Raw genomic sequence first — 24,870 nt, 5'->3', positions numbered from 1 at the left:
TCGATCCGAACATGATCTCGATGCCGCCCGATGATTGGCCGTCCCTGACGCCACGACATGCTGCGTGCAAAGTTATACACCGTTTTGCACGAGTCCGTCCTGAGGATGAGACTAGGTTGTTTACGACTGCGGCTTACTTGCCCAAGTTAGCCAATTGTATGCGGTTCTTGTGGTTGGGAGAATGCCATAAAATCGAGTTTGCGAGCTTTTGATGAGCACAAACAGCCTACCAGAGGGGGCCAATGGGCGATTCCGGCGAGAGGCAGATGAAAAAATCACCTGTAGTGGACGAGGCTACGAGTCCTCGCCCTGGTTTTTCGCTTCAGGGTTTCAGAGACTCGTGACTTCGTCCACTACGGCGGGTACAGATTTATCCGCCGCCCTCCTTATTGCCATGCAAAGCCAGCTTACCGGGCAGAATCGCCCAGCAGGATCGCAGTCGCACTGCCTTCTGCGGTGCTGGCAAGACACAAGACCAACGGAGAACGAAGAGGTTCTGCGGTCGAGCGAAGTCCGCAACGATGGGGTGCCGAATTGGATTCAGAGCTCGTCTCTTGGGGAGCTGGCTCGACACCGACGGTCGGTGGGATCATGCCGTTGGCCAGTGCGAGGGCACCCGTTGCTACCGCGATGCCGCCGGATGCAGCGCCTGTGTGCCCCAGTGCAGCGATCGGAGCGACCAGCGGCGCCGTGATTTCTAGCTCACTCAAGGCGATCCGTTCTGCGCTGTCCATCATCGGGTCTCCCATCGCGTGGCTGACGACCAGTCCGATGTCTGCTGCCACCCGGTTGGCTTGTGTCAATGCTCCCGAGATTGCCAGTCGGATTGCCTTGGAGCTGCCACGATGGAACGGCGGATTCAGCTCACCGGATCGCTCGCCATGTTGGATTGCCTCGGAGGCCACGAAACGTGAGGCGGAACTCAGGATGGTTGCAAGCGGTTTGACGCCACGTTGTTTGGCGTGATCACTGGACTCCAGCACCAGGGTCACAGCGGCTTCGCCACCGACAACGCCGGTCGCATCGGGATCGTGTGGCCGCGACGCCCATTTTACTTCGCCATTGACCTCGGGAATCGGCGAGTCATAGCGACAGGTCATTCGTGAAGTATTGAGTCGATTGCCGATGCTGCCGCTGAGGATCACATCGGCGATTCCTCGTTGCAAGCACGAGATGGATTCCATGATCGCAGCGGGCCCAGAGACATCGCCCAGCACAAGTGAGTTGTTGGGTCCGTGTGCGTTAACGGAGATACCGACATGGCAGGCGGGCATGTTGGGCAAGTACTTCAGCATCCACAGGGGCATCAGATTTTTTTTCGCCGCCATCCCGAACACAGATGTATTGATCTGATCGCCTTCGGCCAAGCAGGCCTGGATGGAGTCGACCATTTCTTGAGGCGGTCCAAAAAACATTTCCCCGCCGAACACCGTGCCCACTCGGTCGGGCGTGATCACGCCGTCCTCCGCTGCGGGAAAAGCGTCCGTCAGCCCGGCGTCGTCAATCGCCAGCATGGAGGCGGCGAACGAAAGTTGGATCTCGCGGCACATGACCTTCAACGCTTTTCGTGGCCGCACGAATTCTTTGGCGTCAAAGTCCAGAATCGGACCGCCCACCCAAATCCCCTTGGGTTCCATGTTGTCGACATCTGGCTTGGCGTCGTCGTCGGTTCGCTCGGAAAGCCAACAGATACCGGATTTCTTATTGAGCAGTCCCTCAAAGAAAGCTTTGCGGCCGATCCCGATCGAACTGACCACGCCGACGCCGGTGATCATGATGGGGTTGGGTGACATGGATGAGAGTCTGCGAAGAGGGCAACGCGATTCTGAAAATCGCCGTGGTCGTGAGTGATTCGGTAAATGTTACCGGTGTTGATTCCCGTGCCGTGTGTGAGCCAGCAACGGACAGTCGTGAGTTGGTAGAAGCGAAATTATGGTTCGCTATCGGAACCTATGCTACCGGACTGCCCGATTTGCCGCAGAAAGACGCTGAATCGATGCTGTGGAGGCCGATTGAAGTCGTATTTACCGGTGCATCGGCACGCAACTCGCCGTCGAAATCAATCGCCAGCTGAGTCGCCCGAGAGTGACATGTCGTAAATACGCTGCACCTTGGTGCGACGGGCGCCGCCCCGCTCGATGGTGCCTCTGGAGAGCGAATTGCTCTCCAGAACCCACGAGAATTCGCCCGTTCGAATGCCGTAGTCGATGGCGTCGGGCAGGATCCGTGCCAAGGTCACTAGGCCCAAGCCCCATTTCTGATACTCGGGCAGCACATTGGTGCTGACCAGTCTCAGTCGATCGATTTTTTTCTTGCCCAACAGCAGCTTCAGCCAGCCGAACGGAAACAGGCGACCGTTCATGCCGATCAGGATTTGGTTGAAATCCAGCAAGCCGAATCCTGCTCCGACCGGTTTTCCGTCGATCTCCGCGAGGCTTGTCAGTCGAGGTACGATCAAGTGTTTCATCTGCTGGCTCTGATGCAACAGCTCGGCTTGACTCATCGGGACGTAACCCCAAGTCCTTTGCAGTGACTGGTTGTAGATATCGAGAAAGGCTTGGATATCGCTGGGATTCTTAGGATCAACCGGCCGGCATTTTACCTTGAAACGTTTGGTGGCTTCGTCGATCACGAATTTCAACTTGGGGTCGAGATCATCCAAGTCGTCCATGCTCGCATCGTAACAATACAGGTCCTGCGACTTCTCAAACCCAAACGCTTCGATCAGCCGCCCGTAGTATGCGTGGTTGTAGGAGATCAAGAACGTCGGCGGTGTATCGAACCCATCGATCAGCAGTCCGCATTCGTAATTCAAGCTCGGGTTCACCGGACCGCGAACGTCGGTCATGCCTTTGCTACGCAGCCAGTCACAGGCGGTCTCCAACAGCAAGCTGCTGGCCTGGAGGTCATCGATGCATTCAAAAAAGCCAAAGAATCCTCGTTTCTCTTCGTGATACTGGTTGTGACCGTGGTTAACGATCGCCAAAACACGCCCGACGACTTTTCCCGACTTGAGCACCAGAAAAGCTTGTGAATCCGCGTTGTCATAGAAAGGATGCGACTTGAACCCCAACAGCGATTTTCGCTCGCTCCATAGAGGTGTGACCCAATTGGGGTCGTCGCGGTACAACTCCACTTCCAGCCGCAGGAAGGCTTTCTGATCTGCTTTGCTGGTAACAGGCTTGCACTGATACGGTCCGCTGACCGTCGTTGAGCGGTTCTGCGATTGCGGATTCGGGTGCGGGGAATTGGCCGGTTCACTGCTCATGATCTGTTCGTCGCGCGATGCTGTAGTAGGATGGGGAGGCCCAGCAGAATATCAAAATGCATCGACGAGCCGCTGGCGTGACACCAAAAAAGCAGTCAGGAAAATCGTTTTCCGGTTTACCGACGGCATCGAATCTGTGGCCGATCGTCGCAACACGTCGACAATTTCAACCTCCTACGCAACTCCGGATGACACAAGAGTGACGCGAGCCCCCAACGACAGAGTACTGGGAGAGAGAACAGTGGGCGAGGTTCTTCGCAGTCATGCCAATCCCACGATCAAGCATTTGATCCGGATGCGAGACAATCGCACACGTCGACGCGAGAAACGCGTGCTCGTGGACGGCTGGCGTGAAACTCTGCGTGCTTTGGAAGGCGGCCTGGATCTCATTGGGCTGTACGTCGCGGCCGAATCTGGTGACCCAGGTGGCCAGCGACCTAACCAACAAGTGCTTGAACAATTGGGGCGTCCGCGGGGCGAAAAAGTGCTGGCCGATGGCGTCATGCGATTCGTTTCGGACGACTTGTTGAACAAAATCTCCTACGGCCAGTCATCACGCGGGGTCGTCTCGGAATTCCAGCAGCCAGAATGTGGCTTGGCCGGACTTGCAGAGCGACTGCCCCCCGCGCCCCTGATTCTGGTCCTGGACGGACTGGAAAAACCGGGAAACATCGGTGCCGTGTTCCGCTGTGCCGATGCCGTCGGTGTCGATGCGGTCATCTTGAGCGGTAATGGTGCTGATGCGTTCAATCCCAACGCAATCCGGAACAGCTTGGGTGCAGTTTTCACGGTGCCGCACGCACAAGCCCAAGACGAGGAGTTGGAAGCGTTCTTTGTCTCAGGCGGTTTTCGCGTCCTGGCGGCGCGTGTCGAATCGTCTCAATCACTTTGGACGGTGGATTGGTCTGGCCCCCTGGCGATCTTGCTGGGCAGTGAATCTCAAGGCCTGGCACAACGCTGGAAAACCGTTGGGGGACAAGCCGTTTCGGGCGTGCGAATCCCCATGAATGGGCATGTTGATAGCTTGAACGTGTCCGTTTCCGCCGCCGTGATCGCGTACGAGGCGATGCGTAATCGGTCTGAAACGTAGCTTCGTTGCGACAGGCACCAGCCGTACAAGCGGTCGGACCGCCAGAATCGTTAATGTCGGGGCAACTGGAATCCGATACCAATCCCAACGGACATTGAGTGCGCAGGCATTCAGGGCTGCTGGTCTGACGCCGGCAGCTGAATCCGTGAGGTGCTCAAGGGCACGACTGTTGACGTGCGGCGGAGCACGACCGGCGGTGCGCCGAAGACGGCCTACCGATTTCCACTGACTGGATGCAAGGACGCGGCATGCGTGACTGTAACGCAAAACAACAGAGAGTTCACCGAGGACGACGTAGTCGCACGAGCAAACGTGCGGTTCTGTTCGCCTGGCTTCTCGCGGCTGCTTCTCCAGTGGCCGCACAGCAGCCACAAACTCGTAGCATCGCGCCACCCGTGACTCGCTCACCGATGCGAATCGTCACCCATCGCGAGGTGCCACAGGCGGCATCCGGTGATGTCCAATCCAATCCATTTGTTACCACGCCGAGAAGCGACCGGTATCCGGTACAGCTCGCCTCGGGAGATAGCAAGACATCGATTCGATTGAAGCCGCAGGGAAACACGTCGACCCTGATGCCAATCCACAGCTCGGCGAGTGCGCTGCCTGTCCAGCCGTCCCAGCCTTCGATTCAAATCTCGGAATCTTTGCCACCAAGCCAACCGGTTACGAATCCATTGGTGGATCAAGCCGTTCCGCTGATCGCGTCGGAGTCGTTCCAGCCGACCGATTTGATCGGTTCGGGTGGATCACAGGCGATTGATCGATCACAGACTCTGGAGTTCGGCAACCCGATTCCATCGCCAGTGCGTGCCGAGGCAGAGACGGATCTCGCCAATCAAGAATTCGTGTTGCCGGTGGTGGAGCCTTCGGACAACGAAGGCGATCTGACGGGCAACGCATTTGAACGAAAACAATCGCTCGCACGTCAAAATGATGATGCCGGTGGAGCGGCCATGTTGACGCCGATGGCTTCGCCAGCGGAGGCTGCCGCTCTACAGACGGTTCGTCCCGTTGCCGATGCACGCGATGGTCGCGAGCCCATCCAAGAAACTCAGCCGATCTTTTTTACGTTCTCCGATAAAGAATCCGAGGCGACGCCGGCATCGGATGTTGAGACGACCGCTGAGGATGCGGAGAGTGCGATTGAAGATCAGCACAGCGAGTCCATCGACGCCACGATGAGCGAAGACGCCGACCTGGTGTCGTCGCCACAGGCATCTCTTGGTTTTGTTCAGCCCGCCGAACCCGTCGACTTTGCTTTCAACGACGCATCACAGAATGCAACGGGCGCACCGGCGACTTCGGCGAGCGATCCCATGTCGATGCCGGAACCGATCACCCTGGAAGATCAGACACGTCGGCTGGTGATCCAAGCCGAGGACGAAGATGAAGTCGCATTGTCGGCAAGCGACATCGAGCGAGCCACTCCGCTGACAGCCCGATCGTCGCCTGTTGCAATCGCACCGTCGATGGATTTCAGCGACGAGCAAGCCGCTGACTCGGCAGAGGACATGTTGGCCGCGAGCGATCCCGTTTCATTGAAAGCCGCCCCGCAGTTCGATTCATCGCAACCCGATGGCTTGATCGTGGCGACCAGGCCCATGGTACTACTGGCCGATCCGCCGGCGACACCATCGATCCTCTACAAGTCCGAATCGCCGGAAAATGCACCACCAAAACTGCAGCCTGGCGTCATCCGAGAGAATGAAAAAGTCGTTGCGGCACAACAAGCGCGAAACCGTCCGCCGGTCGCTGTCACGACTCCGCCGATTTCGGTGCAAAGCTCCGACAACTCGATTGCGATGGTCGCCCCTGTGATCGATGTCACAGGAGCCAACCCGGTTCAACGCCAGCAACAAGATGCAACCGTTGTCTTCGAGGCACCTGGTGCCGACTTTGAAACTTTCACCCCCATGTCGGACGGTCGATCTCTGCCGGACTTGTTGGCGGCGGAATCCAAATCGCTGCCGACATTGCCACCGGCGACGCAGAGCAACACGCCAAGTCAGTCGGTCCCGGCCAGCCCTGCAAGCTTTCGAGCACAGCCAAGCCCACCGGCGGTCGAAGCCGTGACGACACTGAACATGTCCCGGACCCAAGTGCGATCGTTGACGATCGGCGGTCAACTGCGACGAGTAACGGTGGCCGACAAAGATGTTTGCCAAGTCATCGCGTCAGGACCTAACCAATTAAAGCTGATCGGCACGGGGAACGGTTCGACCAAACTGGTCGTGTGGGCGGACACCGAAGCCGGCGGTCCGACGCGAGTAAAGACCTTTGAGATCCAAGTTCAAGATGCCGTCGAATCCACCGGCGGGTCACTTGGAAACAAGACGCAATTGCTGAATCAAACGATTTCACGAATGTTCCCATCGGCCAAGATTCGCGTCACGCAGAACGAGGACCATTTGTTGGTCTCTGGACGATGCCCGGACGAGGTCACGGCCAAGCAGATCGTTCGTATGGTTCGAAAAACGTGTTTGGTCCCCGTGCGAGATTCGCTCACCTTTCCATAGCACTCTGTAGCGTTAAGCAGTGACGTCAGGCTGGCATTGGACACCTGACGTTGTCATCAACCATCCAACAGGTTCATTCAACAGCGGATCAGTCCGCATCGTGTCACGAGGTTCGAAATGAAGATCCGTCAGATCCGATTCAACGTGTGCCGAAATGCCAGTCGCGCATTTGCGATGGCAGCGGTCGCACTGCTGGCCACGGCTTGCAGTGACCAGGCGCACGCTCAATCCGGCTTGTTGAACTACCTGTCCACGCAACCTCAAGGGTCGGCACTGTCTGCCCCTCAAGGCTCGCCGATGGGCAACGTCAACGGCTTTGCCAATTCCAACGTTCAGGTCATCGGGGCATCCGACGTCCGAACGGCAGCCGACCTCAACAAAGGCTCCGGAGGAACCGTCGGCAGCAGCGTCAGTCAGGCCTTTGGCCCCACTCGACTCGGCCCTGGTGCGATCAGCCAAGCCGTCGGAACGCTCTCCGACGACTCATTCGGTATCCAGCAAGTCAGTTGCCAAAGCTGTGGGACCGGCAACTGCGGCGGTGCCTGTGGTGGCCACGGTGGATACAGTGGCTACGGCAGCCATGGCAGCTATGGAGATGCTTGCGGCGTTCCCTGCCCTGCTTACTACTACGTCTCAGCAGAGGCGTTGTACATGAAACGTCGCGGCGACGGCGGATTCACACTGGCGCAGAACTTTGGCATGGGCAAATTCGACTACGAATGGGCTCCCCGCATCACCATCGGCAGCGTTCCCGATTGTGTTCACGGCTACGAGTTGGTTTGGACCGGACCTCTGGAGTGGGAACGTGAAGCGGTCGTCCGCGACACCGTGAACTCACCCTTCAATGCTGCCTTTGTTCCCGGCCTGCCTGTTGCCGCAGTGGATCTCGACAACTTCTTTACCGCTGGAATCCAACAGCAACGGCACACCAGCGAATACTGGAGCGTGGAAGCCAACAAGACTTGGATCGGTTGGGACGCCGCTAAACTGCTGATCGGTGGCCGCTACATCGACTTCGACGAAGACTACTTCTACCTCAGCCAAAATAACATGGCCGAAACCGGCGTCCTGTCCAGCGGAGCCCACAATCAAATGTATGGGGTGCAAGTCGGATTGGATGTCATGACTCCGATCGGCCGCCACATGTCCACCGATTTCCGTGGTCGAGCCGGCGTCTACGCCAACTTCGTCGACACGGATGTCAACCTCCAAAACGATGGGGCCTTCATCTTGAACAACTCGCAAAGCGACGATGAGATCGCGGGTGTATTCGAAGTCGGTTCGGGCGTCCGTTACCAACTCGGCGAAATGCTCACGGTGCGAGCCGGCAGCGAGTTCATCTACTTGTCCGGTGTCTCTACCGCGGTCAGCCAAGTCGACTCCACCATCCGTCCATCAATGGGACGTCAAGTACGTATCGACGACGACATCTTTATCTACGGCCTGTCCTTCGGTGTCGAACTGCGATACTAAGGGTGAGAAACACGTAGCCGCGTCTCTCGGAACGTGCGGAAAATAAGTGTCGCGAAATCCACATAGCAATCATCGCTTCGCGTGATTTTGGCAACGGGAGAGGATACTTATTCTCCAAACCGACCACGAAGTGGTTAAACAACATAGCCTGGGGTCGCGGCGAAGCCAGCGCACCCCGGGTTAGCTCCGATAGCTGCGGAGCAGCGACAGCATACAGCATGGGGTGCCAACCCCATGTTTCTGCAAGCGAGTGCGTCCAGAAGCTGCGGAGCAGCGACAGCATAAAACGTTTGGTGTAGCCCACAGCACGCGGTGGGCCGGATGCAATCTGTCGCCGCTCCGCGGCTTGTTGGCGGCGTCGGGCGATGTTCACCTGGGGCTCGCGCCCCAGGCTGTATGCTGTCGTCGCATCCGCGACTGAGGGGATTGCGGGGAACGTGAAGCCGGCTGCCGTCTGTGACCGCTTCACGGTCATATGCAGCAACAATACTTTTCACGTTCTCTGAGACGCGAAAGCTGTGAGTCTCGGAGAGACTCGCCTACGTGTTTTTGAGCGACGTGTTTCAGCGGCCTTTGAGCGGTCGCTTGCTGTCGCTGCCCGAGTGCGGAAAATGTACTCTCAGATGGGGCAGTGACTCTTCTTCGGGAGACGCTTCATACTCTCCGTCTTTTTCCGGCACCGCCGGTTCGACATCCTCTCGGGCCATCTCGCCAGGCTGCGGAACACTCGAGTCAGTGGGGCTGGTCTCTGTTGGCGGCTTGGTGCCCACACGCGGTTTGAAGAATCGTCCGATCGGTCCGGCCAACAACGCAGGCAAGAGGACCAAGTCACCCACCAACGCGGCCGCAAGCATCACCAGCATCAAGGTACCGAAACGCTGTGTGGGCGTGAACGTCGACAAGGCAAAGACGAAAAGGCCAAGCCCACCCACCAAGGTCGTCTGAGTCATCGCGGGACCCACACGCCGATAGGTTTGCACCACCGCCTCGATGCGTGAATATCCCTTGTCGAGATAGGATCGGAACCAACTGAGAAAGTGGATCGTGTCATCGACTGCCACACCCATGGCAACCGACGCCGTCATCATGGTTCCGATGTCCACCAGTCGGCCCCAATGACCCATGAGTCCAAAAATCAACAGCACAGGAAAGACGTTCGGGATCATTGAGATCAATCCGGCCATCAAACCGTTGCCGAAGTTGGACGGAGCGAGCCCCGACAGAAATGACCGGCCTGGATTGAGCAACATCACCATCACCAACGCGATCAACACAAAGGCCAACCCGATGGACTCGACCAAACTGGCCAGCAAAGTACGCTGAGCTTTGTAAACCACCGGCACAACGCCCGTGTAAACCGCTTGCAAGCCCGTGCTATCGGGTCCGCCCGATCCGACCACATCGGGAATCCGATCACCGACCAAACTCGGATGGACGTCCTTGTTCAAGATCGCCTGAGCATCGATCAGCCGTTTGGCACCGCTCAAGCTCGCTTTTACTTTCTCGTCGTCACCGACCCAAATGACCGCGTCGCGACTGGCAATCAGGTTCTGCCATTTCGGGTCATCGATCTTAATCGGCGTGTCCGACGAGTTGGGGTCCACCCAAGTCGGACGTGCAATCTTCTCGCCCTGCAACAACTCATTCAGAGTCGAGTAATAGATCGCTTCGGTATCGATCTGTGATTGCCCCGTGTCGTCCGCCATCGCGCCGCTGCCATCCTGGCCATCGAATGTTGAGAGCAACATGGATGTCTCGGAGGAAGGTGCTGGTTTGGAGCGGCCCACGATCAACACTTTTTGCTTGCCACTCATCGCTGCGGGCTCGCCCGTGGGTGAAGTGCATAACTGACGCAAAATTTCCTGCCTCGCGTCGTAAGCTCGCAAAACGGGTTCGACAGAGGTTCGCAGGGTGTTGATGAAGTGTCCGTAATCAACGTCTGACAACGCGTCGACACGCAAACTGATTCGCCACAGTTCGCTGCCCTCATACGGCCCAGAGTCTTCGATGCGGAGGTAATCGCTCTGCAGCAAGTCCGCACGTCCGGAAATCAGGCTCTTGCGATACAACGACCGCGTGTTCCAATAGCCGTTGTCCGGTTCGGGCAGTGGCGGCAAGAACGTATCGGCACTCATCGCTTGACCGACGATTCCCAAGCCGGGTTCGCCCAACGTATTGCGGACCACGCGATTGATGCGAGCCACTGCTTCCACTCGCTCCAGTACTCCCAATCGACGAGTCGCGTCGACCGGGTCAACGTCGGCAAGCGACTCATTGGCACTCTCAACAATTCCATCGCCGGAACCGTCATCGGTTGGCTCATCGACTCGCTCAATGGCTTGCATCGACGGCGGCACGCGAAGCACCAACTCCATCGGCACCAGCTTGCCGAAATTGTCCTCCAGCCAGGCATAGTCGCGAATGATGCGGGCATCCTGATCAAACAGTTTCAGCAACTGAACGGAAGTCTTGATCTTGGTCAAACCAATGCTGCCGATCACCAGGACCAGCAAACAAGTCGTCGTGACCAGGGCATGGTGCCCCGTGATCCAACGCCCCACCGCTGCCCATTGATCGGACAGCCAGGACTCCGCCGGCTCCTCAGCTTTGGCAGGCGTTTCCTCTGCCACTGGCTTTTCGTTCGAGCGATGCGTGTCCGTGATAAAGACCTGCAACGCGGCAGGCAAATACGAAAACAGAACCGCGAGGGTCGCGATCACTCCGATGGCGGCGTAGAGTCCAAAGTTGCTGATCGGCGCAAGGTTACTCGTGTACAAAGAAACCAAGCCGATGGCGGTCGTCAGTGCAGCAAGACTGCAAGGGACCGCCGCGTGCTTCAACGCGCGGCCCGCGGCGCCCGAGTGACCACCCTCACGCACTTCGTCGCGATAATAGTTGATCACATGAATGGCACCGGATAGCCCAAGCACATAGACCAACGACGGCATGCTCATCAAAATGGCGTCGACCCGGCCGTTGGTCCAGCCGACAAACGCCATGCTGAGCATCGCTGCGGAGCCTCCGACGACAAACACCATGATGGTGATTTTGACACTGCGAAAGCAGACGTAGGACAAAAAGATTCCGACCAGTACGCTGTATCCGACCAATCGCACCAAAGTGATCGAGCCTTCTTCGTCGATCGCGATGTTGTCCACCGGCGGTCCACCCATTCTCAGCGGAACCAGTCCTGACGCTGATTCCACGTCGGCGCGATTGAATGGTGGCGGTGCCATCGACGGCGGCATGGGGGGCTGGACGCCCGAATCCGCAGCGAGTTGCAACAACCGACCACGAGGCCCACCCAACACACCGCGTCCCAACGCGTAGGCCAAGTTGTCTTTGGCCAAGTCGGTCATCGTGATCAACAGGCAAGTTTGACGCGGCGGTGCGTCTACGCCAGCGGCATCAAACACGCTGTAAAACGCATCGTCTCGCACCGCCGACGGAGCGGACGCGAGTGCTTTGACGTCACCGCCAAAATCCTCATCAATCAGTTTGTTCAACTGACGCTGAACCAAGACGTCAAACTCCTCTGGCAATTCAGCTCGTTTTTCCGGGGCGATCGCATCGCGGAAACTGGCAACCGTCCACTGAAATCCGTGCAGTACCGCGGGCGCGAATAACGCACCGCTGAGTCGCTGCATCGCCAGACGCTCGGCGACGACCGAACGACGTGAACTGTCGGTCAAGTCACGCGGCCACAACGGGCCACCTTCCTCGGACAGTTTCTTTGCCACCGAGACGCCGGTCTCGACCGTATGGAACAATGGTGCGCACACCAACGACGTGTCGTTGTAAAACGGATTGGTCTTCGTCGAATCGGTTTGGTCCCCAAACGCGGCCACGAACTTGCCCGTCAACTCAAACTTGCCACGCACCCGGTTGATCGTCCGAACTGCGGAGGAAACCCCGTTCTCGTGAGCCTCCCAACGGTACAACCGCCCGTCCGGCTTGATGTAGTACCATTGGCCTTCGGGGGTGGCCAACCACTTTTCTTGCTCGCCGCCCCAATTGTCGTGTTGCCGACCGGCGGGCAGCAGCCTCAGATCACGACCGATCTCCTTGGCTTTGCGATAATAAGCCGCCTGCTCAGGCGACATTTCTTCACCCGGGTCGTAGGTGTCGCACTCGTGCAACAGCTTCTTTTCTAACAACCGAAGACGCTGGTCCTCGATCGTACAGCCTTCCCAAGTTGCCAGGACGAAGCTTTCGCCGGCAAAATCGTTGGCAAACCACTCCAATTCCGCCGTCTCGGGGAAATCGTCCGGCAACCAATCTTTGACGTCGTTTTCTCGATTGTTCAAGCTCAGTCGGGCGGATCGAAACGCCGACGGCAACAGGAAAAAGAACGCGATGAGTATCAGTAACGCGTACGTACCACCTACCGGCGTGCGGCGCTCTAGTAGGGGTTTGACCATGTTCTGCACAGTTTCAAGGTGTTCGGGCCGGATGAGTCGCGAATCGTCGCGTCGCGCGCTGAAAAGCCAGCGTGTAAGTTACCGATAACACGGTGCCCGGTCTACTTGACTGCTGAACGCAAAAGCTTGCATTCTCATCGGATCCCCCCAACCATGATCCGGCTGTAACGATCGGGGAATGTTTGCATTCTGGCCAGCCTTGTCACTGGCCTTTTTTCGACATTTCTCGCTGATCGCCAACCCGCAGAACGCTCGTTCCCAGGCTCACGCCTGGGAACGCACTGCCATGGAGGCTCTGGCTCGCGAAAATCAGCGTGGCCTGCAAATTGTCAGCTGATCGGCAGGCAGGAGCCTGCTAAACATTGGGTTCCCAGGCAGGAGCCTGGGAACCAGTGGTGCCTGTGGTGGCGATCAGCGAGGAGTGTCCTTTTTTCCGTCCTTTTCAGGAGAACACGAGACAGACAATCATCGCGGCTCACTTCGGAATTCGCCGCATCAGACAAGCGTCACCAGCCACAGATCGTCCGGATCCAGTGTTCCAGGATCCCAATCGACCACTGTGTTGCTGCCGTTGGCATCGACGTAGTCCCGATAAAACACATTGTAGAGATAGTGGTAACCCTCGCCATTCTCAATGAACCTCCACTGCGTTCCGATGGATCCCGAACTCGAGCTGGTGTCAACGTCCCCGAAATCTCCATCCAAGTACCGACCGCTGGCAAGGTTGCGGAGCAAGTAGCTGTCGTTGCCTGCGTCCACCAGCTGCCATTGCGCCGCAGTATTGTTGGCGGTCGACGTCACCGCACGGCTTCCGGAACCCGCAAGGTACGCGTCGTATTGGAAATTCAGCAGTTGAATCACATTGCCGTCGGCAAAGAGCACCACGGGCTCAACGGTGATCGAGACGTTGCCGGTCGCAGTCGCACCACTGGGATCAGCGACGACGTAACCGAACGAATCGGAACCGCTAAATCCTTGCGTTGGTGTGTAAACAAAGTTGCCATTGGCATCGACGCTTAGCGAACCACCCCCAGGGTCAGTATGGCTCAACAAAATCAGCGTGTCACCGTCGGCATCGGAATCGTTGCCCAGCAGGTTGCCCGACACCAGGTTGCCAGCCAAAGTCGTGTAGACATCGTCAACTGCGACGGGAGTCGAATTCGGGGACTCACTGGCATATTGGAAATAACCGTTGATGTGCAAGATCTCGCTCTCGCGGAACCCAGGAACGATTCCATCCTCACTCAAGTAGGTCCCGGTGGAGAAAACGTCCGGCGCTTCTGTTTCATACGCGACACCATCGATCTCAATGCGATCGATCGCCAAGTTGGCATCGATTCCGTTGTCGGGATCATAGACGTCATTGATGAAGTTGATGCGGACATCAGCAGGATCGATTGTCGTCTCGGAGAGCCACGTCAATTCAATGAAATTCCGCGCCGAAAGATCTCCCGCTTTGCCGCCAAACGACGCCAAATCAAAGATCGCGACTTGCTCACCGGCAACCTCCACGGTGAACGCTTCCGCGCCCGTCGAACCAGCGGCAAAGATCTTTAATGTCGACAACTCCGTTTGCGAGTCGTTGGCTTTCCCCGGCGTGCCGTTGATCTGGCTGCTTGCAACCCAACTGCTTGCCAAAGCGTTGTCCAGCGACGGATCGATCAATGCCAACGTGTAGCCATTGCCATCCGGCTCGCTAGGCCAAGGGTCCGAGTCCTGGTAATCGACTTGATCGATCACGGTTCCGCTGGCGTCCAGCAGTGTGATCAATTCGCCGCCACCGGCGAGCCCGCCGGAATACTGGCCGGCGATGAAGATATCCCCGGGCGCCTGGGCGCGGAAACGTGCCAAGTCGTCGGTGAAGACGATACGTTGCTGCGGCAGGATGACGGTGCCATAACCGATCGTCAAATTCACGCCATCAATCGTCCAGCCGGACAAGTCGACCGATTCCGTTGCCGATGCGTTGTACAGTTCGATGAACTCCGCGTCACCATCCAGCGGGTTGTAGTGCAATTCATTGATAACGATGTCGTATTGACCGCTTGCTGTTCCCGGCAACCGGGTCTCACCGGCAAAGGCATCGAACCGCGTGTCCAACGCGTCGGCGTATTCGTTTCGCCAAAACGGATTGGAATAGATGTCGTTTCGGTTCCACCGTGCGAATTCCAATGACGAATTGGTGGGCCCGATCTGTTCGACCAACTCATCGAATCGGGCAACCATCGCCGCACGATTTTCTTCGCTCAAATAGGTGTCGGTCAGAGTCTGCATGCGACGCCAATACATGTCTTGAAACTCGGGCACCTCCCAAATGGAGCTGAACAGCTCATGCTCGATCGGCTCGGGCGTGGTGAACGCGCCTTCGGTTTCATCTCCCGCTTCGATCCATAGTCGATCCAAGTCCCACTGGACGATCGACCACACGGAGGTTTCCGCGTCTCGGACCATGTAGAAATTCTGCACTTCCTGATCGTCATGACGCATCAACACGCTGAGCGCCATGTGATTGACGACGTTGGCAATGTCCACGTTGTCATACAAATAAGCCGTCTTGGCCGCAGAGGATGGCGCGTTCAACACCGCGTTCAATGCATTGATCGAAGTGTAGTCGCCGTCGTCGGGTGACTTTTTGTCAAAGTTCGTGAACTCACCAAAACCACCGCCATCGGCTTTGTACAGTTCGTCGTCCCCGATGACTCCGTTGGCATCTCGCCACGCTCCGTCATACAGCTCTTGGAAACGGAACACGCCGTGGAAGTCGCCGTTGATCTCAGCCCGCACAAAGAACGAACTGGCAAACGTGTCGGACTCCGCGTTGAAAATGTCCCAACTGATGTCCGGTGCGACGACCGACCAATCACCAAAATCAGCATTGATCGCAAACTCGTCGATCGGATAGCTGCCCTCGCTACCGATGTCGATCGCGTAGCCCTTGGGCAGCTCGAACTTCAAGCTCTTTTTGTCAAAGTTCGTTCGTGCAAAATCACCGCCGCGAACTCGCACGGTCGCATTGTCGATCACTTCTCCGTTGTAGTACACGACCGCTGGGATCGTTGTATTGGTCAGAGCCAATTCCGTCGTCGTCAGTTCTGTGAATTGAGCTTCATCGACAAAGAACTGGAACACGGGCAATTCATTGCCGATGATGTCCGACGGGGTGACGACCAAGCCAAAATAATTGATCGTGTCGTTGAACGGTGCAATCGCCACATCAGACTCGATGCGGTAGCGAATCAACTGGCCTGCATCTGCACCAGGCAGCGTAGCCTGCCATGTGCTGCCATCGGTATTGGTCATCGCCACTGTTTGCTCTTCACCAAACCCGACGAGGTAAATCAAATTGGCGGTTGTGGCTCCCTCGATGTTCGCGCTGATCGTGAACGCTTCGTTCGGCAGCACTTCGCCGGAAACCACACCGATATCCGTGATCGGATCGGGAGCCGCCTGCCCATAAATCGAGTTCACTACGCCAGGAGTCGGCTGCCCGTCGGACGGACCCCAGTTTTCTGCCAACGAATTGTCCAATGCCCAGTCGCGTAGTTCCAGCGAAGGACCGTTTCCGTCCGGCAGAGCACTCCACGGCGTTTCGTCCAAGTAGTCGACTTCGTCGATCACTGTCACGCCATCAGCAGCAATCAGTTGGATCAATTCGCCGCTGCCGGAGATTCCCCCACCGGCGAATTCCGCGATGGGCGTCACACCCCACGTGGACTCCGCCAAAGCAATCGACGGAGAAACGATCGCGTACTGACCGGCCTCGATGATCGTTCCAGGTGCAAACGTCAAGTCAAATCCGCTGAACGACATGCCACCCAGGTCAACCGCCTCGTCCCCTGAGTTGTACAACTCGATGAACTCCGCGTCCCCATCGACCACTCCGTCGGGTCCCGGGTTGTAGTGGATCTCATTGATGACCAAACCACTGGGATCGCCCGGTGGTATTGCCGTACCGGCGTACTGAAAGTAGCCGTCGGAATGCAACGTCTCAGACTCGCGGAATCCAGGCACGATGCCGTCAGCGGGCAACCATGTCCCCGTCGAGAATACTTCGGAGGACTCGGTTTCATAGGTCACACCATCGATCGTGATACTGTCCACACGCAAGTTGCGGTCGATGCCGTTGTCGGGGTCATACAAATCGTTTGTGAACACCACTCGCACTTGATCCGCATTGATGCCGTCGGCCGCGTACGTGTATTGCTGCAGGTCAACACCGACGTTGTCATACGTCGCCACCGTGACCTCATCGATTTGCAACAACATTTGCTCAGCACCCGTGCTGCCCGACGCATTGATGGTGATTGGCAACACGGATCGATAGCTGGCTCGTGCAGTCTCGGTCCAAGCCAATCCGGCGTTGATCACACCGACTTGGCGTTCCAAGTCCCAGTCGCCACCCAGTTCACTGTCACCGGTTTTGTCGGTTGATGCCGCGACGTCCGCGCCCGTCAACTCGGCAAGCCGCTCGATGAACTTCAAACCTTCCGCGTCTGCACCAGTATCGCAACCGTAAACCAAGATGTCCGCGTCAGCGGTCAACGATCCTGACCAGCCACGCAAGGTCGATTGGAAACGATTCAAAGTTTGCAGATCAACCGTTTGATTGCCCAATCGCAATCGCCCCGTTTCACCGTGCCCCAAGATGTGAAGGCTCGATACATTCGTGCGGCGTTCTAATAACTGGCTGATCTGTTCCAGGCCTGGTCGGCTGGAATCCAAAAGGATCAGCTCGTGGTCCCCCGCAAGCCCGCCGACCAACTGATCGATGTCGTCGACCCGGGCATCCACAAAGACAAGGTTCGCGGACGAATGAGACACAATCGCATCGGTGCCGCTGGCCGCACTGATGTCCGCAGCGGACTCCAGCGCGGCGACAGGTTGCGCGCCGACGGGCGCCGCGACGCAATCACCGGCCAGCATCACGCGTTTCTCCAGAGTGCTCAGATTCCAGGTCCCACCTTTGTGGCGGTGCAGTCGGCTACGGTTGCGGTGGGCGTTGGCTGGCGAGCTATGCAAGGGGCGATTCATGGGATGCAGATTTTCCAGTCTTTTGTCCAGAAACACGGGGTATTTAGTGTCGGATGTTAGTCACCATCCACTTTGGGTGCAATGCACAGCCTGGGTACTGTGTGGCGAATGGGTCGATTGTATCGCCGTGGGATCCGAGGCCTTTGGTTCGATGATTTCGCCCCAGCAGATCGTTATGATGGAGCCGTTCCTATTGCTCGGCAGAACGCCGCAGGGATGTGCTTACGTGATTTTCACGACCATCCAACCACTCCTCTTCACCAGAGAGTTCCCTTCATGAGACGATTGCTGACCATCGCATTCCTGCTGGCTTGCTCGGTTTCCTTCTCTCTGGCGGAAGATGTGGAGGACGAAGATCGTATCATCGAGCCCACCGAAACCGCTCCGCTGGTCGTATCGGTGAAAGACGAAGAAGGAAAACCGATCGCGGGCGTCGTGGTTCGGCCGTACGCGTGCCGTTGCTTGGAAGACCGTGGCAGCCACTACGGTTGGCCGACCTACAACGTCGGACCTCCAGGTGCGCCCAAGACCGATGCCGAGGGCAAAGTAACGATCATGTACCCCGTCAAATTCGGTCGGTCGCCCGAGTGGAACACGACCTGTGAAGTCTCTGCCCTGTTGAGCCATCCCGAGTACATCTCTGAACGACTGGACGAGGACCCACGTGGCGGTACAGCAGAAGCGACGATGAAAGCTGGTTGCCAGCTCTCGTTCAGCGCTACCGACAGCAATGGCACGCCCGTTGAGTTCGGTGTCACCATGGCCGGCCCCGGTCGCAACGCGACGTGGTCCATCGACGAAAACGGCACGCGTCGTTCGCGAGCGATTCCCGATGGCAGTTGGCAAACCATGCTCGTCAGTCCCGGTGAGTCCGGCAAACACCTTTTCAGTGGCGTCCTGCCCATTCGATTGCGTGACCAACAAGCGGTCAATATCCGCAACTTGCGTTTGACGCCCGGTCTACGACTGGCGGGAAAACTGGATGATTCGGTGCCACGCCCGGTAACCAACGGAACGATCAGCGTCTATTGCCTCCCGCGTCCCGACGGGCGAGTTTACGCGGACGAGAACCCTTCGCTCTGCTGGGAAACATGGACGAACGTCAACGACGACGGCAGCTTTGAGTTTCCTTCACTTCCACGAACAGGTTTGATTCAGTTGATTGCCGTTTGCGACACCCACGTCGTCAAGAACGTCGATGTGATCGATCCCAATCCCCACTTTAGACAAGGCATGTATCTCACGATCGACGAACGTGACGACCTGGAGGACATTACAGTGCCCATGGAACCCGCCGGTACGTTGCAAGTCACCGTCTTGGATCCAGAGGGAAAGCCTCTGCCCAATGCTCCTGTCTCGACGTGGCCCAATCAAAGCATGCACTTGAGCGGATCTACGATTCTGGGACGGAAATGGGACGCCATCGAACTGATTCAACAACAGATTGATTCCGAGTCAGAACCGAGATTGAGAATGCGACGTCGCGAGTCACGCTTCGAGACCAAAACGGATGAGAAAGGCGTGGCGATTCTGAAGGGGATCCCGCTGAATAAACGCGAGTCGCTTCTTGTGTATCACGATGAGTATCTGATGCCGATTTCGGATGCCCGAGGTGACCGCGAGATGAGCTACGAGATCACCGACGATCAGCCGCTGCAACTGACCGTAGAAATGATGACGCTCGAGTCTGCCGAATTGGACAAAGGCGTCCAAGACATCAAGAACGCTCTGGAAGCAGCAGGAAATGCCCTCCAACAAGCAATCGGTAAGTAGCCATCCCCGTCATGGGATTCGCCAGAATTCCCTCTCCGATCGCAGCACAAGCATGTCAACGCGATCGACGTTGGTTGATCGCAAAAGAACGCACGCGATCACGTCTCGGGGAACATGAAAAGTTTTGTTGCTGCATATGACCGTGAAGCGGTCACAGACGGTAGCCGGCGTTAGAGCGCAGCGATCATCGCCGGATCATTCTTTACGTTCCCAGCAATCCCCTCAGTCGCGGATGCGACGACAGCATACAGCCTGGGGCGCGAGCCCCAGGTGAACACCGCCCGACGCCGCCAACAAGCCGCGGAGCGGCGACAGATTGCATCCGGCCCACCGCGTGCTGTGGTCTACACCAAACGTTTTATGCTGTCGCTGCTCCGCAGCTATCGGAGCTAATCCGGGGTGCGCTGGCTTCGCCGCGACCCCAGGCTATGTTGTTTAGCCACATCGTGGTCGGTTTAGAGAATAAGTGCCCTCTCCCGTTGCCAAAATCACGCGAAGCGATGATTGCTACGTGGATTTCGCGACACTTATTTTCCGCACGTCCCCCGAGTCGACAACGTACAGCGGAGAACGCTATCGACTTGGAAAGTCGAGCGACAATTGTTTACCGCACGTCTCAGAGAGACGCGGCTACGTGGGCGTCTTTCAGACGCTGGCTTTCGCTTTGGTTCGTGCCTCACGAAGTCCGCGGCTCAGGATGTCTCGCAACATCGGGGAGCAGTCTTCGTATTTTGAACGATCCGGCGCTCCGTTACTGAACTGATAGATCGCGTCGCGGGGTTTGACTCCCAGTGCGATCAGCGAACTGCTGACGGTTCCGTAATCCTTGTTGCGAATCACCATGCTGGGCCGACCAGGGCCAACCGGAGCACGGGCAAACACACGACTCGCCACCGCCAGAAACTTGACCGGTGAGTCCAACGTCTGCAGCGTCAACAGGCGATGTGCCATCTGAACGCGTGGATCATCAGGGTCGTTCAAGTTATGCGCACCTACGATGTTCAACCCTGGACGCAACTCGACAACGTCTTGCGTTTGACCGGAGTGAATGGCGTAGCCGGTTTGACCATCAGCGATGATCAGGTTGCAGCCGTCGTAACGCGTGTTGGCCAGCTCGTCGAGCGCTTTGTCCAACGCTCGCGCCGAAGTGGTGCATCGCAACAAGTCCAAGGCTAGCAAGCCGCGGGAGCGTTGTCCGAACAGAGGTGTCGGCGTTGCTCGGTTGCAGACGCCGACGAACAAACCGTTTTGATTGACGCCCAACCAACTGCCGCCGGCCTTTTGATCAATCCCGCACAGCACACGTGGCTTTCCGGATTGAATGGACGGCGGCAAACTCGGGCGATCGAAATACTCTTCGCGGTTCGCGGCCACAAGAATAGGACTTTCCGGGACCAACTTGTACTGAACGGCCAATAAGCACATCTAGTAGCTTTCTGTTTCAAAGATCGGCGTGGAGTAAGGGTGCCGTAAGTGGTCTTGACGGCTGTCGTGGTGAACCCACTGCAACCGACCCCTTTCGACGGTGACAATTTATCCACGCTGCGTGTCTCACTGCACCCCCTGCCGGGGGATTTGCAGGGAAAATCTGACTCAAAAGCCCTCCAGCGGCCTGTGAGGCCTCCCTTTGGGCAAGGTTTACCGGCGTCAGGTTGCCCCAACGCCGATCGTTTCAGCACACGGCAGGAGCTCAGCGGCTTCCCGAGCGTTTGCTGTTTTTCTTGCCTTTGAAGGGTTTGCCGCCGGACTTGCCGGCCGATTTGCCACTGGCGAAACCGCCTTTGAAGCCGCCTTTGAACTTCCCGCCGGGTTTTCCGCCCGGTTTTCCAGATCTGACGTTGGGTCCGCCCCGTTTGGCGTATCCGCCACTCGGTCGCGAGCCTTTGTAGCCTCCGTCCTGGTCACTTGGTTCATCTTTGGCGACGCTGATCCGCATGACTTTGCCACAAACGCGAGTCTTTTGCAGGGTTTCAAAGATCGTCGTGGGCATTCCTTGGGGCAGATCGATTGTGCTGTATCCGTCATTGATCGTGATCGGGCCGATGAACTCGCTGTCGATACCGCCTTCGTTGGCCACGGCTCCGACGATGTTGCCCGGTTTGACACCGTCACGACGGCCGACTTCGATGCGGTACCGCAACATGCCTTCTTCGACCGGCCGGATTTCATAACGAGGGCGTCGAGGCCCCCGATCGTCGTCACTTCGTCCATCAAAGGCACGATCCTCGCGGCCGGGCGCTTCGTGCGTCTTCGCGCGTTTGGGTCGTTCCTTCATCAAGAAGTCGCGACCTTGTAAAGAAATCTGTGCCAACGCTGCGGCAATCATCTCCATCGACTTGCCCGTCTCGATGGAGTAGTCGACGAGCAGTTGTTTGAACATCGTCAAATCTTGCTCGGCCGAAACCGCGGTAATCTGTTGTTTGAACTGCTCCACGCGGAGCGCGTTGATCTGCTCTGACGAGGGTGCCTGGACGACTTCCAAAGTTCCTTTGGTGGCCCGTTCGATCAAACGCACTTTGTTGCGTTGTGCATTGGTCAAGAAAATGATCGCTTCGCCGGTTCGTCCCGCGCGTCCGGTTCGTCCGATGCGGTGAATGTAGGACTCACTGTCGTGCGGCAAGTCATAATTGAACACGTGGCTGATGCGTCGCACGTCCAAGCCGCGGGCGGCGACATCGGTGGCCACCAACACGTCCAACCGTCCGTCCTTGAGTTGCTCGATCGTTCGCTCGCGAACCTTTTGCGGCATGTCGCCGTTGAGCGCGACCGCCGAGATGCCTTGACGACACAGTTGCTCCGCGACTTGGACGGTCGAGTCCTTGGTCTTGGTAAACACGATCACGCCGTCCGTCTTTTCGGCTTCCAGGAATCGAGTCAACACGTCCAGTTTGTCACGAGGCGCGACGAACACGGCTCGTTGTCGGATCGACTCGGCGCTGACGGTCTTGGTCTTGACGGTGACCTTGGCCGGATCGTTCAAATAGCGATCGGCGATGGCGCGAATCGGTGCCGGCAACGTGGCCGAGAACAAAGCGACTTGGCGTCTTTCGGGCGTTTGATCGAGAACGAATTGCACGTCCTCCAAGAAACCCATGTTCAACATCTCATCCGCTTCGTCCAACACCAAACAATCCAGCTCGCTCAAATCCAGCGTGCCGCGTTTGATGTGATCGATGACGCGTCCGGGGGTGCCGACGACGACGTGGACGCCGCGTTTGAGCTGACGAAACTGGATCTCGTAATCTTGTCCGCCGTAAACGGCTGCCACGCGAACACCCGACATGTGCTCGGAATACGTCGCGAACGAATCGGCGACCTGCATCGCCAACTCACGCGTCGGTGCCAGCACCAAGACTTGCGGGGCACGTTTGGTCAATGACAAACGGGACAGGAGGGGCAACGCAAAGGCGGCCGTCTTTCCGGTCCCGGTCTGCGACTGAGCCAACACGTCGCGTCCGGCCATGATGTGCGGGATGACTTCGGATTGAATGTCCGTCGGTGTGTCATAACCGGACTGTTCGACCGCTTGGTGAACTCGGTCACACAACTTCAACGCAGCGAAACCGGTTGCCGTGTTCTTGTCGCTGTTTGCGTCGCTGGAGTCCGATGCGTCGGTTGCTCCACCTGCTAGGGCAGCAAGTTTGACGGCCAGTTCTGCTTCGGCTGCTTCAGCGGCAAGCCGTTTCTTGCGTTTCTTTTTGGACTCGACCGGCGGTTGCTCATCGTCAGCAGGCTGCGCAGCATCTGCTTGTGGGGAATCCTCTGCGGGTGGCGCAATAAGACTCGCTTCTTCTGCCGGTACGACTTCGGCAGGACTCGTAGCCACAGGATCCGTGCACAGAATGGCAGTGGTGTCGAGCACGGGGGCGGCTGCCGATTCAGGTTCGGCCGGCTGGGTAGCTTCCGGCTCGGTCGACTCGACGGGTGAGTCAACACTGTCGGTTGAGACGCTGTCAGTCATGATGAGTTCGCTGGTCATCAACGATGCAAGAGCGGACTCAATCGAAGCGGAGTCAACAGACAATAGGTGATCGCTGCCGGTGGCGGACTCGACTTGAGTCGCACCATCGGCCTGGTTTTGGTCAGACACTGAGATACTTTCCGTAGGTGATTTCTATGAGGGCGACACGCTCCCCATTCGTTAGAAATCTCGGAAGTAAGGTCGCCGGGGAGCCTGCCGCAGCAGAGAACACTCCCTCTCGTCAACCTAGAGACTAACTCAGCACCCGTGGATCGGTCAGGCCCCAAAATGCCCGGAATGCAAAGAAAGCCCCTGAAGCAAATTTGCGACGCGAATTCCCCCCGTAATCCCCCCAGTACGTCAGGCTTTCCAGCCTGACATACTCCACCATCATCGGCTCCACATGTACGTCAGGCTTTCTAGCCTGACCTACTCCAACCTAATCGGCTGCACGGTGGAGCGTCATGCATAGGGCGACGCTATTTCGCGTAAGTGATTGTGTGTCAAGCATTTCCTGTAAACCGGTGTTTTCACCATGGACGGAGTCTCCCCCGTTGCACGCTGGGGCCTGCAAAAAAGCCTTCTCACAATTGGCCGCTGAAACGGGGCTGCCACCTTTCGTGAGAAGTAATGACGTTGTTCGAAGGCTGCCGGGCATCAACGATCCGCACCTGCCACAGCCGTTAATTCTCTAGGCCGAAAACCAGCCGGATTGGGGCGCAAATTGGTCGTCAATCCGTGTCGATGGATGATGCCGTTTGATTCAGGTGCCTTGCTTCCGATGGACTTGATCTCAACATCTTGGCAATGCAATGGGCTCGGCTGGCTCAAGTTTCAATCCGAAACAAGTTTCCTCGCTTCCGTCGGGCTTGCCCCGGTCGGTGCGTCAACTGGCAGCTACTCAAATACGCATTCACACTCTTCCTTCCTTTGCCCGCGAATCGCCTGCGGCGATTCGCGGGCAAAGGAAGGGAATGGAGTCGCACACAGTAGCAACCAGTTGTGCTCCCGCCGGGACGAGCCCGGCGGAAATCAATGATCGCTCGATGCCCTGGGCGCAGCAACAAAAGTGAATGGCAAGCAGGAGGGTTCGACAACACATTCTTGCCATCCCAAGCGAAGGTTCCCTCCCGGAACTTCCTTCGCGCGATCCAAACTCCCTCAAAATCGCTGGGCTAGCCCGGATATTGCATGGGTGTCTGTTACTACGACGCAAGTGTTAGTAGCGACTTGGTTTACCCGGCCGCTGACGCGTCGCGGCTCAGGGCGTTTTATGTTGGTTCGCGTGATGAGGGATCATTCTCGATTCTGCACCTTGATGATACGACACGACT

11 protein-coding genes are annotated in these 24,870 nt (G+C 57.3%); 5 read left to right on the top strand and 6 right to left on the bottom strand.

Annotation, left to right across the window (positions count from 1 at the left end; genetic code table 11):
- Positions 1-407: 407 nt before the first annotated feature.
- Positions 408-1,793: a beta-ketoacyl synthase N-terminal-like domain-containing protein gene (locus tag Pla52nx_RS10105; protein WP_146521573.1), complete on the bottom strand. Its 1,386-nt coding sequence runs from the start codon at positions 1,791-1,793 to the stop codon at positions 408-410.
- A gap of 2 nt (positions 1,794-1,795) precedes the next feature.
- On the opposite strand from Pla52nx_RS10105, the gene Pla52nx_RS10100 reads away from it, so the two are divergent.
- On the top strand, positions 1,796-2,074 hold the full coding sequence (locus tag Pla52nx_RS10100) for a hypothetical protein (RefSeq protein ID WP_146521572.1): 279 nt from the start codon (positions 1,796-1,798) through the stop codon (positions 2,072-2,074).
- Here the strand turns inward: Pla52nx_RS10100 and Pla52nx_RS10095 are convergent.
- Positions 2,060-3,268, bottom strand: a complete 1,209-nt coding sequence (locus Pla52nx_RS10095; RefSeq protein ID WP_231742166.1) for an N-acetyltransferase — start codon at positions 3,266-3,268, stop codon at positions 2,060-2,062. The two genes, Pla52nx_RS10100 and Pla52nx_RS10095, sit on opposite strands and share 15 nt — an antisense overlap.
- Before the next feature lie 241 nt (positions 3,269-3,509).
- Here Pla52nx_RS10095 and Pla52nx_RS10090 point away from each other — a divergent pair, with 241 nt between their 5' ends.
- From Pla52nx_RS10090 to Pla52nx_RS10080, 3 genes are all read left to right on the top strand, one after another.
- The gene (locus Pla52nx_RS10090; protein WP_231742165.1) at positions 3,510-4,358 is read left to right on the top strand and encodes a TrmH family RNA methyltransferase; all 849 of its coding nucleotides are present in this window, start codon (positions 3,510-3,512) and stop codon (positions 4,356-4,358) included.
- A 248-nt stretch (positions 4,359-4,606) separates the two neighbouring features.
- Positions 4,607-6,877 (top strand): pilus assembly protein N-terminal domain-containing protein, encoded by a 2,271-nt coding sequence (locus tag Pla52nx_RS10085; protein WP_197454815.1) that lies wholly within the window; start codon positions 4,607-4,609, stop codon positions 6,875-6,877.
- Between the two features lie 117 nt (positions 6,878-6,994).
- Positions 6,995-8,350: a hypothetical protein gene (locus Pla52nx_RS10080; RefSeq protein ID WP_146521570.1), complete on the top strand. Its 1,356-nt coding sequence runs from the start codon at positions 6,995-6,997 to the stop codon at positions 8,348-8,350.
- A 563-nt stretch (positions 8,351-8,913) separates the two neighbouring features.
- Here the strand turns inward: Pla52nx_RS10080 and Pla52nx_RS10075 are convergent.
- Positions 8,914-12,771: an efflux RND transporter permease subunit gene (locus tag Pla52nx_RS10075; protein WP_146521569.1), complete on the bottom strand. Its 3,858-nt coding sequence runs from the start codon at positions 12,769-12,771 to the stop codon at positions 8,914-8,916.
- A 495-nt stretch (positions 12,772-13,266) separates the two neighbouring features.
- A complete protein-coding gene (locus tag Pla52nx_RS10070; RefSeq protein WP_146521568.1) occupies positions 13,267-17,802 on the bottom strand; it encodes a DUF4347 domain-containing protein in 4,536 nt (1,511 codons plus the stop codon).
- A gap of 276 nt (positions 17,803-18,078) precedes the next feature.
- Between Pla52nx_RS10070 and Pla52nx_RS10065 the strand changes: the two genes are divergently transcribed.
- The gene (locus Pla52nx_RS10065; protein ID WP_146521567.1) at positions 18,079-19,575 is read left to right on the top strand and encodes a hypothetical protein; all 1,497 of its coding nucleotides are present in this window, start codon (positions 18,079-18,081) and stop codon (positions 19,573-19,575) included.
- Between the two features lie 645 nt (positions 19,576-20,220).
- Here the strand turns inward: Pla52nx_RS10065 and Pla52nx_RS10060 are convergent.
- Positions 20,221-21,000 carry an NRDE family protein gene (locus tag Pla52nx_RS10060; protein ID WP_146521566.1) on the bottom strand — a complete coding sequence of 260 codons (780 nt, stop codon included), beginning with the start codon at positions 20,998-21,000 and terminating at the stop codon, positions 20,221-20,223.
- 265 nt (positions 21,001-21,265) lie between these two features.
- On the bottom strand, positions 21,266-23,665 hold the full coding sequence (locus tag Pla52nx_RS10055; protein ID WP_231742164.1) for a DEAD/DEAH box helicase: 2,400 nt from the start codon (positions 23,663-23,665) through the stop codon (positions 21,266-21,268).
- Between the last annotated feature and the right edge of the window lie 1,205 nt (positions 23,666-24,870).

Source organism: Stieleria varia, assembly GCF_038443385.1.
GTDB lineage: Bacteria > Planctomycetota > Planctomycetia > Pirellulales > Pirellulaceae > Stieleria > Stieleria varia.
This window is presented reverse-complemented; position numbering and strand designations above follow the sequence as displayed.

Bases quoted from the DNA above. Each gene is read 5' to 3' on its own strand.
- Pla52nx_RS10100 (WP_146521572.1), top strand. From the start codon at position 1,796: ATGAGAGTCTGCGAAGAGGGCAACGCGATTCTGAAAATCGCCGTGGTC.
- Pla52nx_RS10070 (WP_146521568.1), bottom strand. From the start codon at position 17,802: ATGAATCGCCCCTTGCATAGCTCGCCAGCCAACGCCCACCGCAACCGT.
- Pla52nx_RS10080 (WP_146521570.1), top strand. From the start codon at position 6,995: ATGAAGATCCGTCAGATCCGATTCAACGTGTGCCGAAATGCCAGTCGC.
- Pla52nx_RS10065 (WP_146521567.1), top strand. From the start codon at position 18,079: ATGAGACGATTGCTGACCATCGCATTCCTGCTGGCTTGCTCGGTTTCC.
- Pla52nx_RS10075 (WP_146521569.1), bottom strand. From the start codon at position 12,771: ATGGTCAAACCCCTACTAGAGCGCCGCACGCCGGTAGGTGGTACGTAC.
- Pla52nx_RS10105 (WP_146521573.1), bottom strand. From the start codon at position 1,793: ATGTCACCCAACCCCATCATGATCACCGGCGTCGGCGTGGTCAGTTCG.
- Pla52nx_RS10085 (WP_197454815.1), top strand. From the start codon at position 4,607: ATGCGTGACTGTAACGCAAAACAACAGAGAGTTCACCGAGGACGACGT.
- Pla52nx_RS10060 (WP_146521566.1), bottom strand. From the start codon at position 21,000: ATGTGCTTATTGGCCGTTCAGTACAAGTTGGTCCCGGAAAGTCCTATT.
- Pla52nx_RS10095 (WP_231742166.1), bottom strand. From the start codon at position 3,268: ATGAGCAGTGAACCGGCCAATTCCCCGCACCCGAATCCGCAATCGCAG.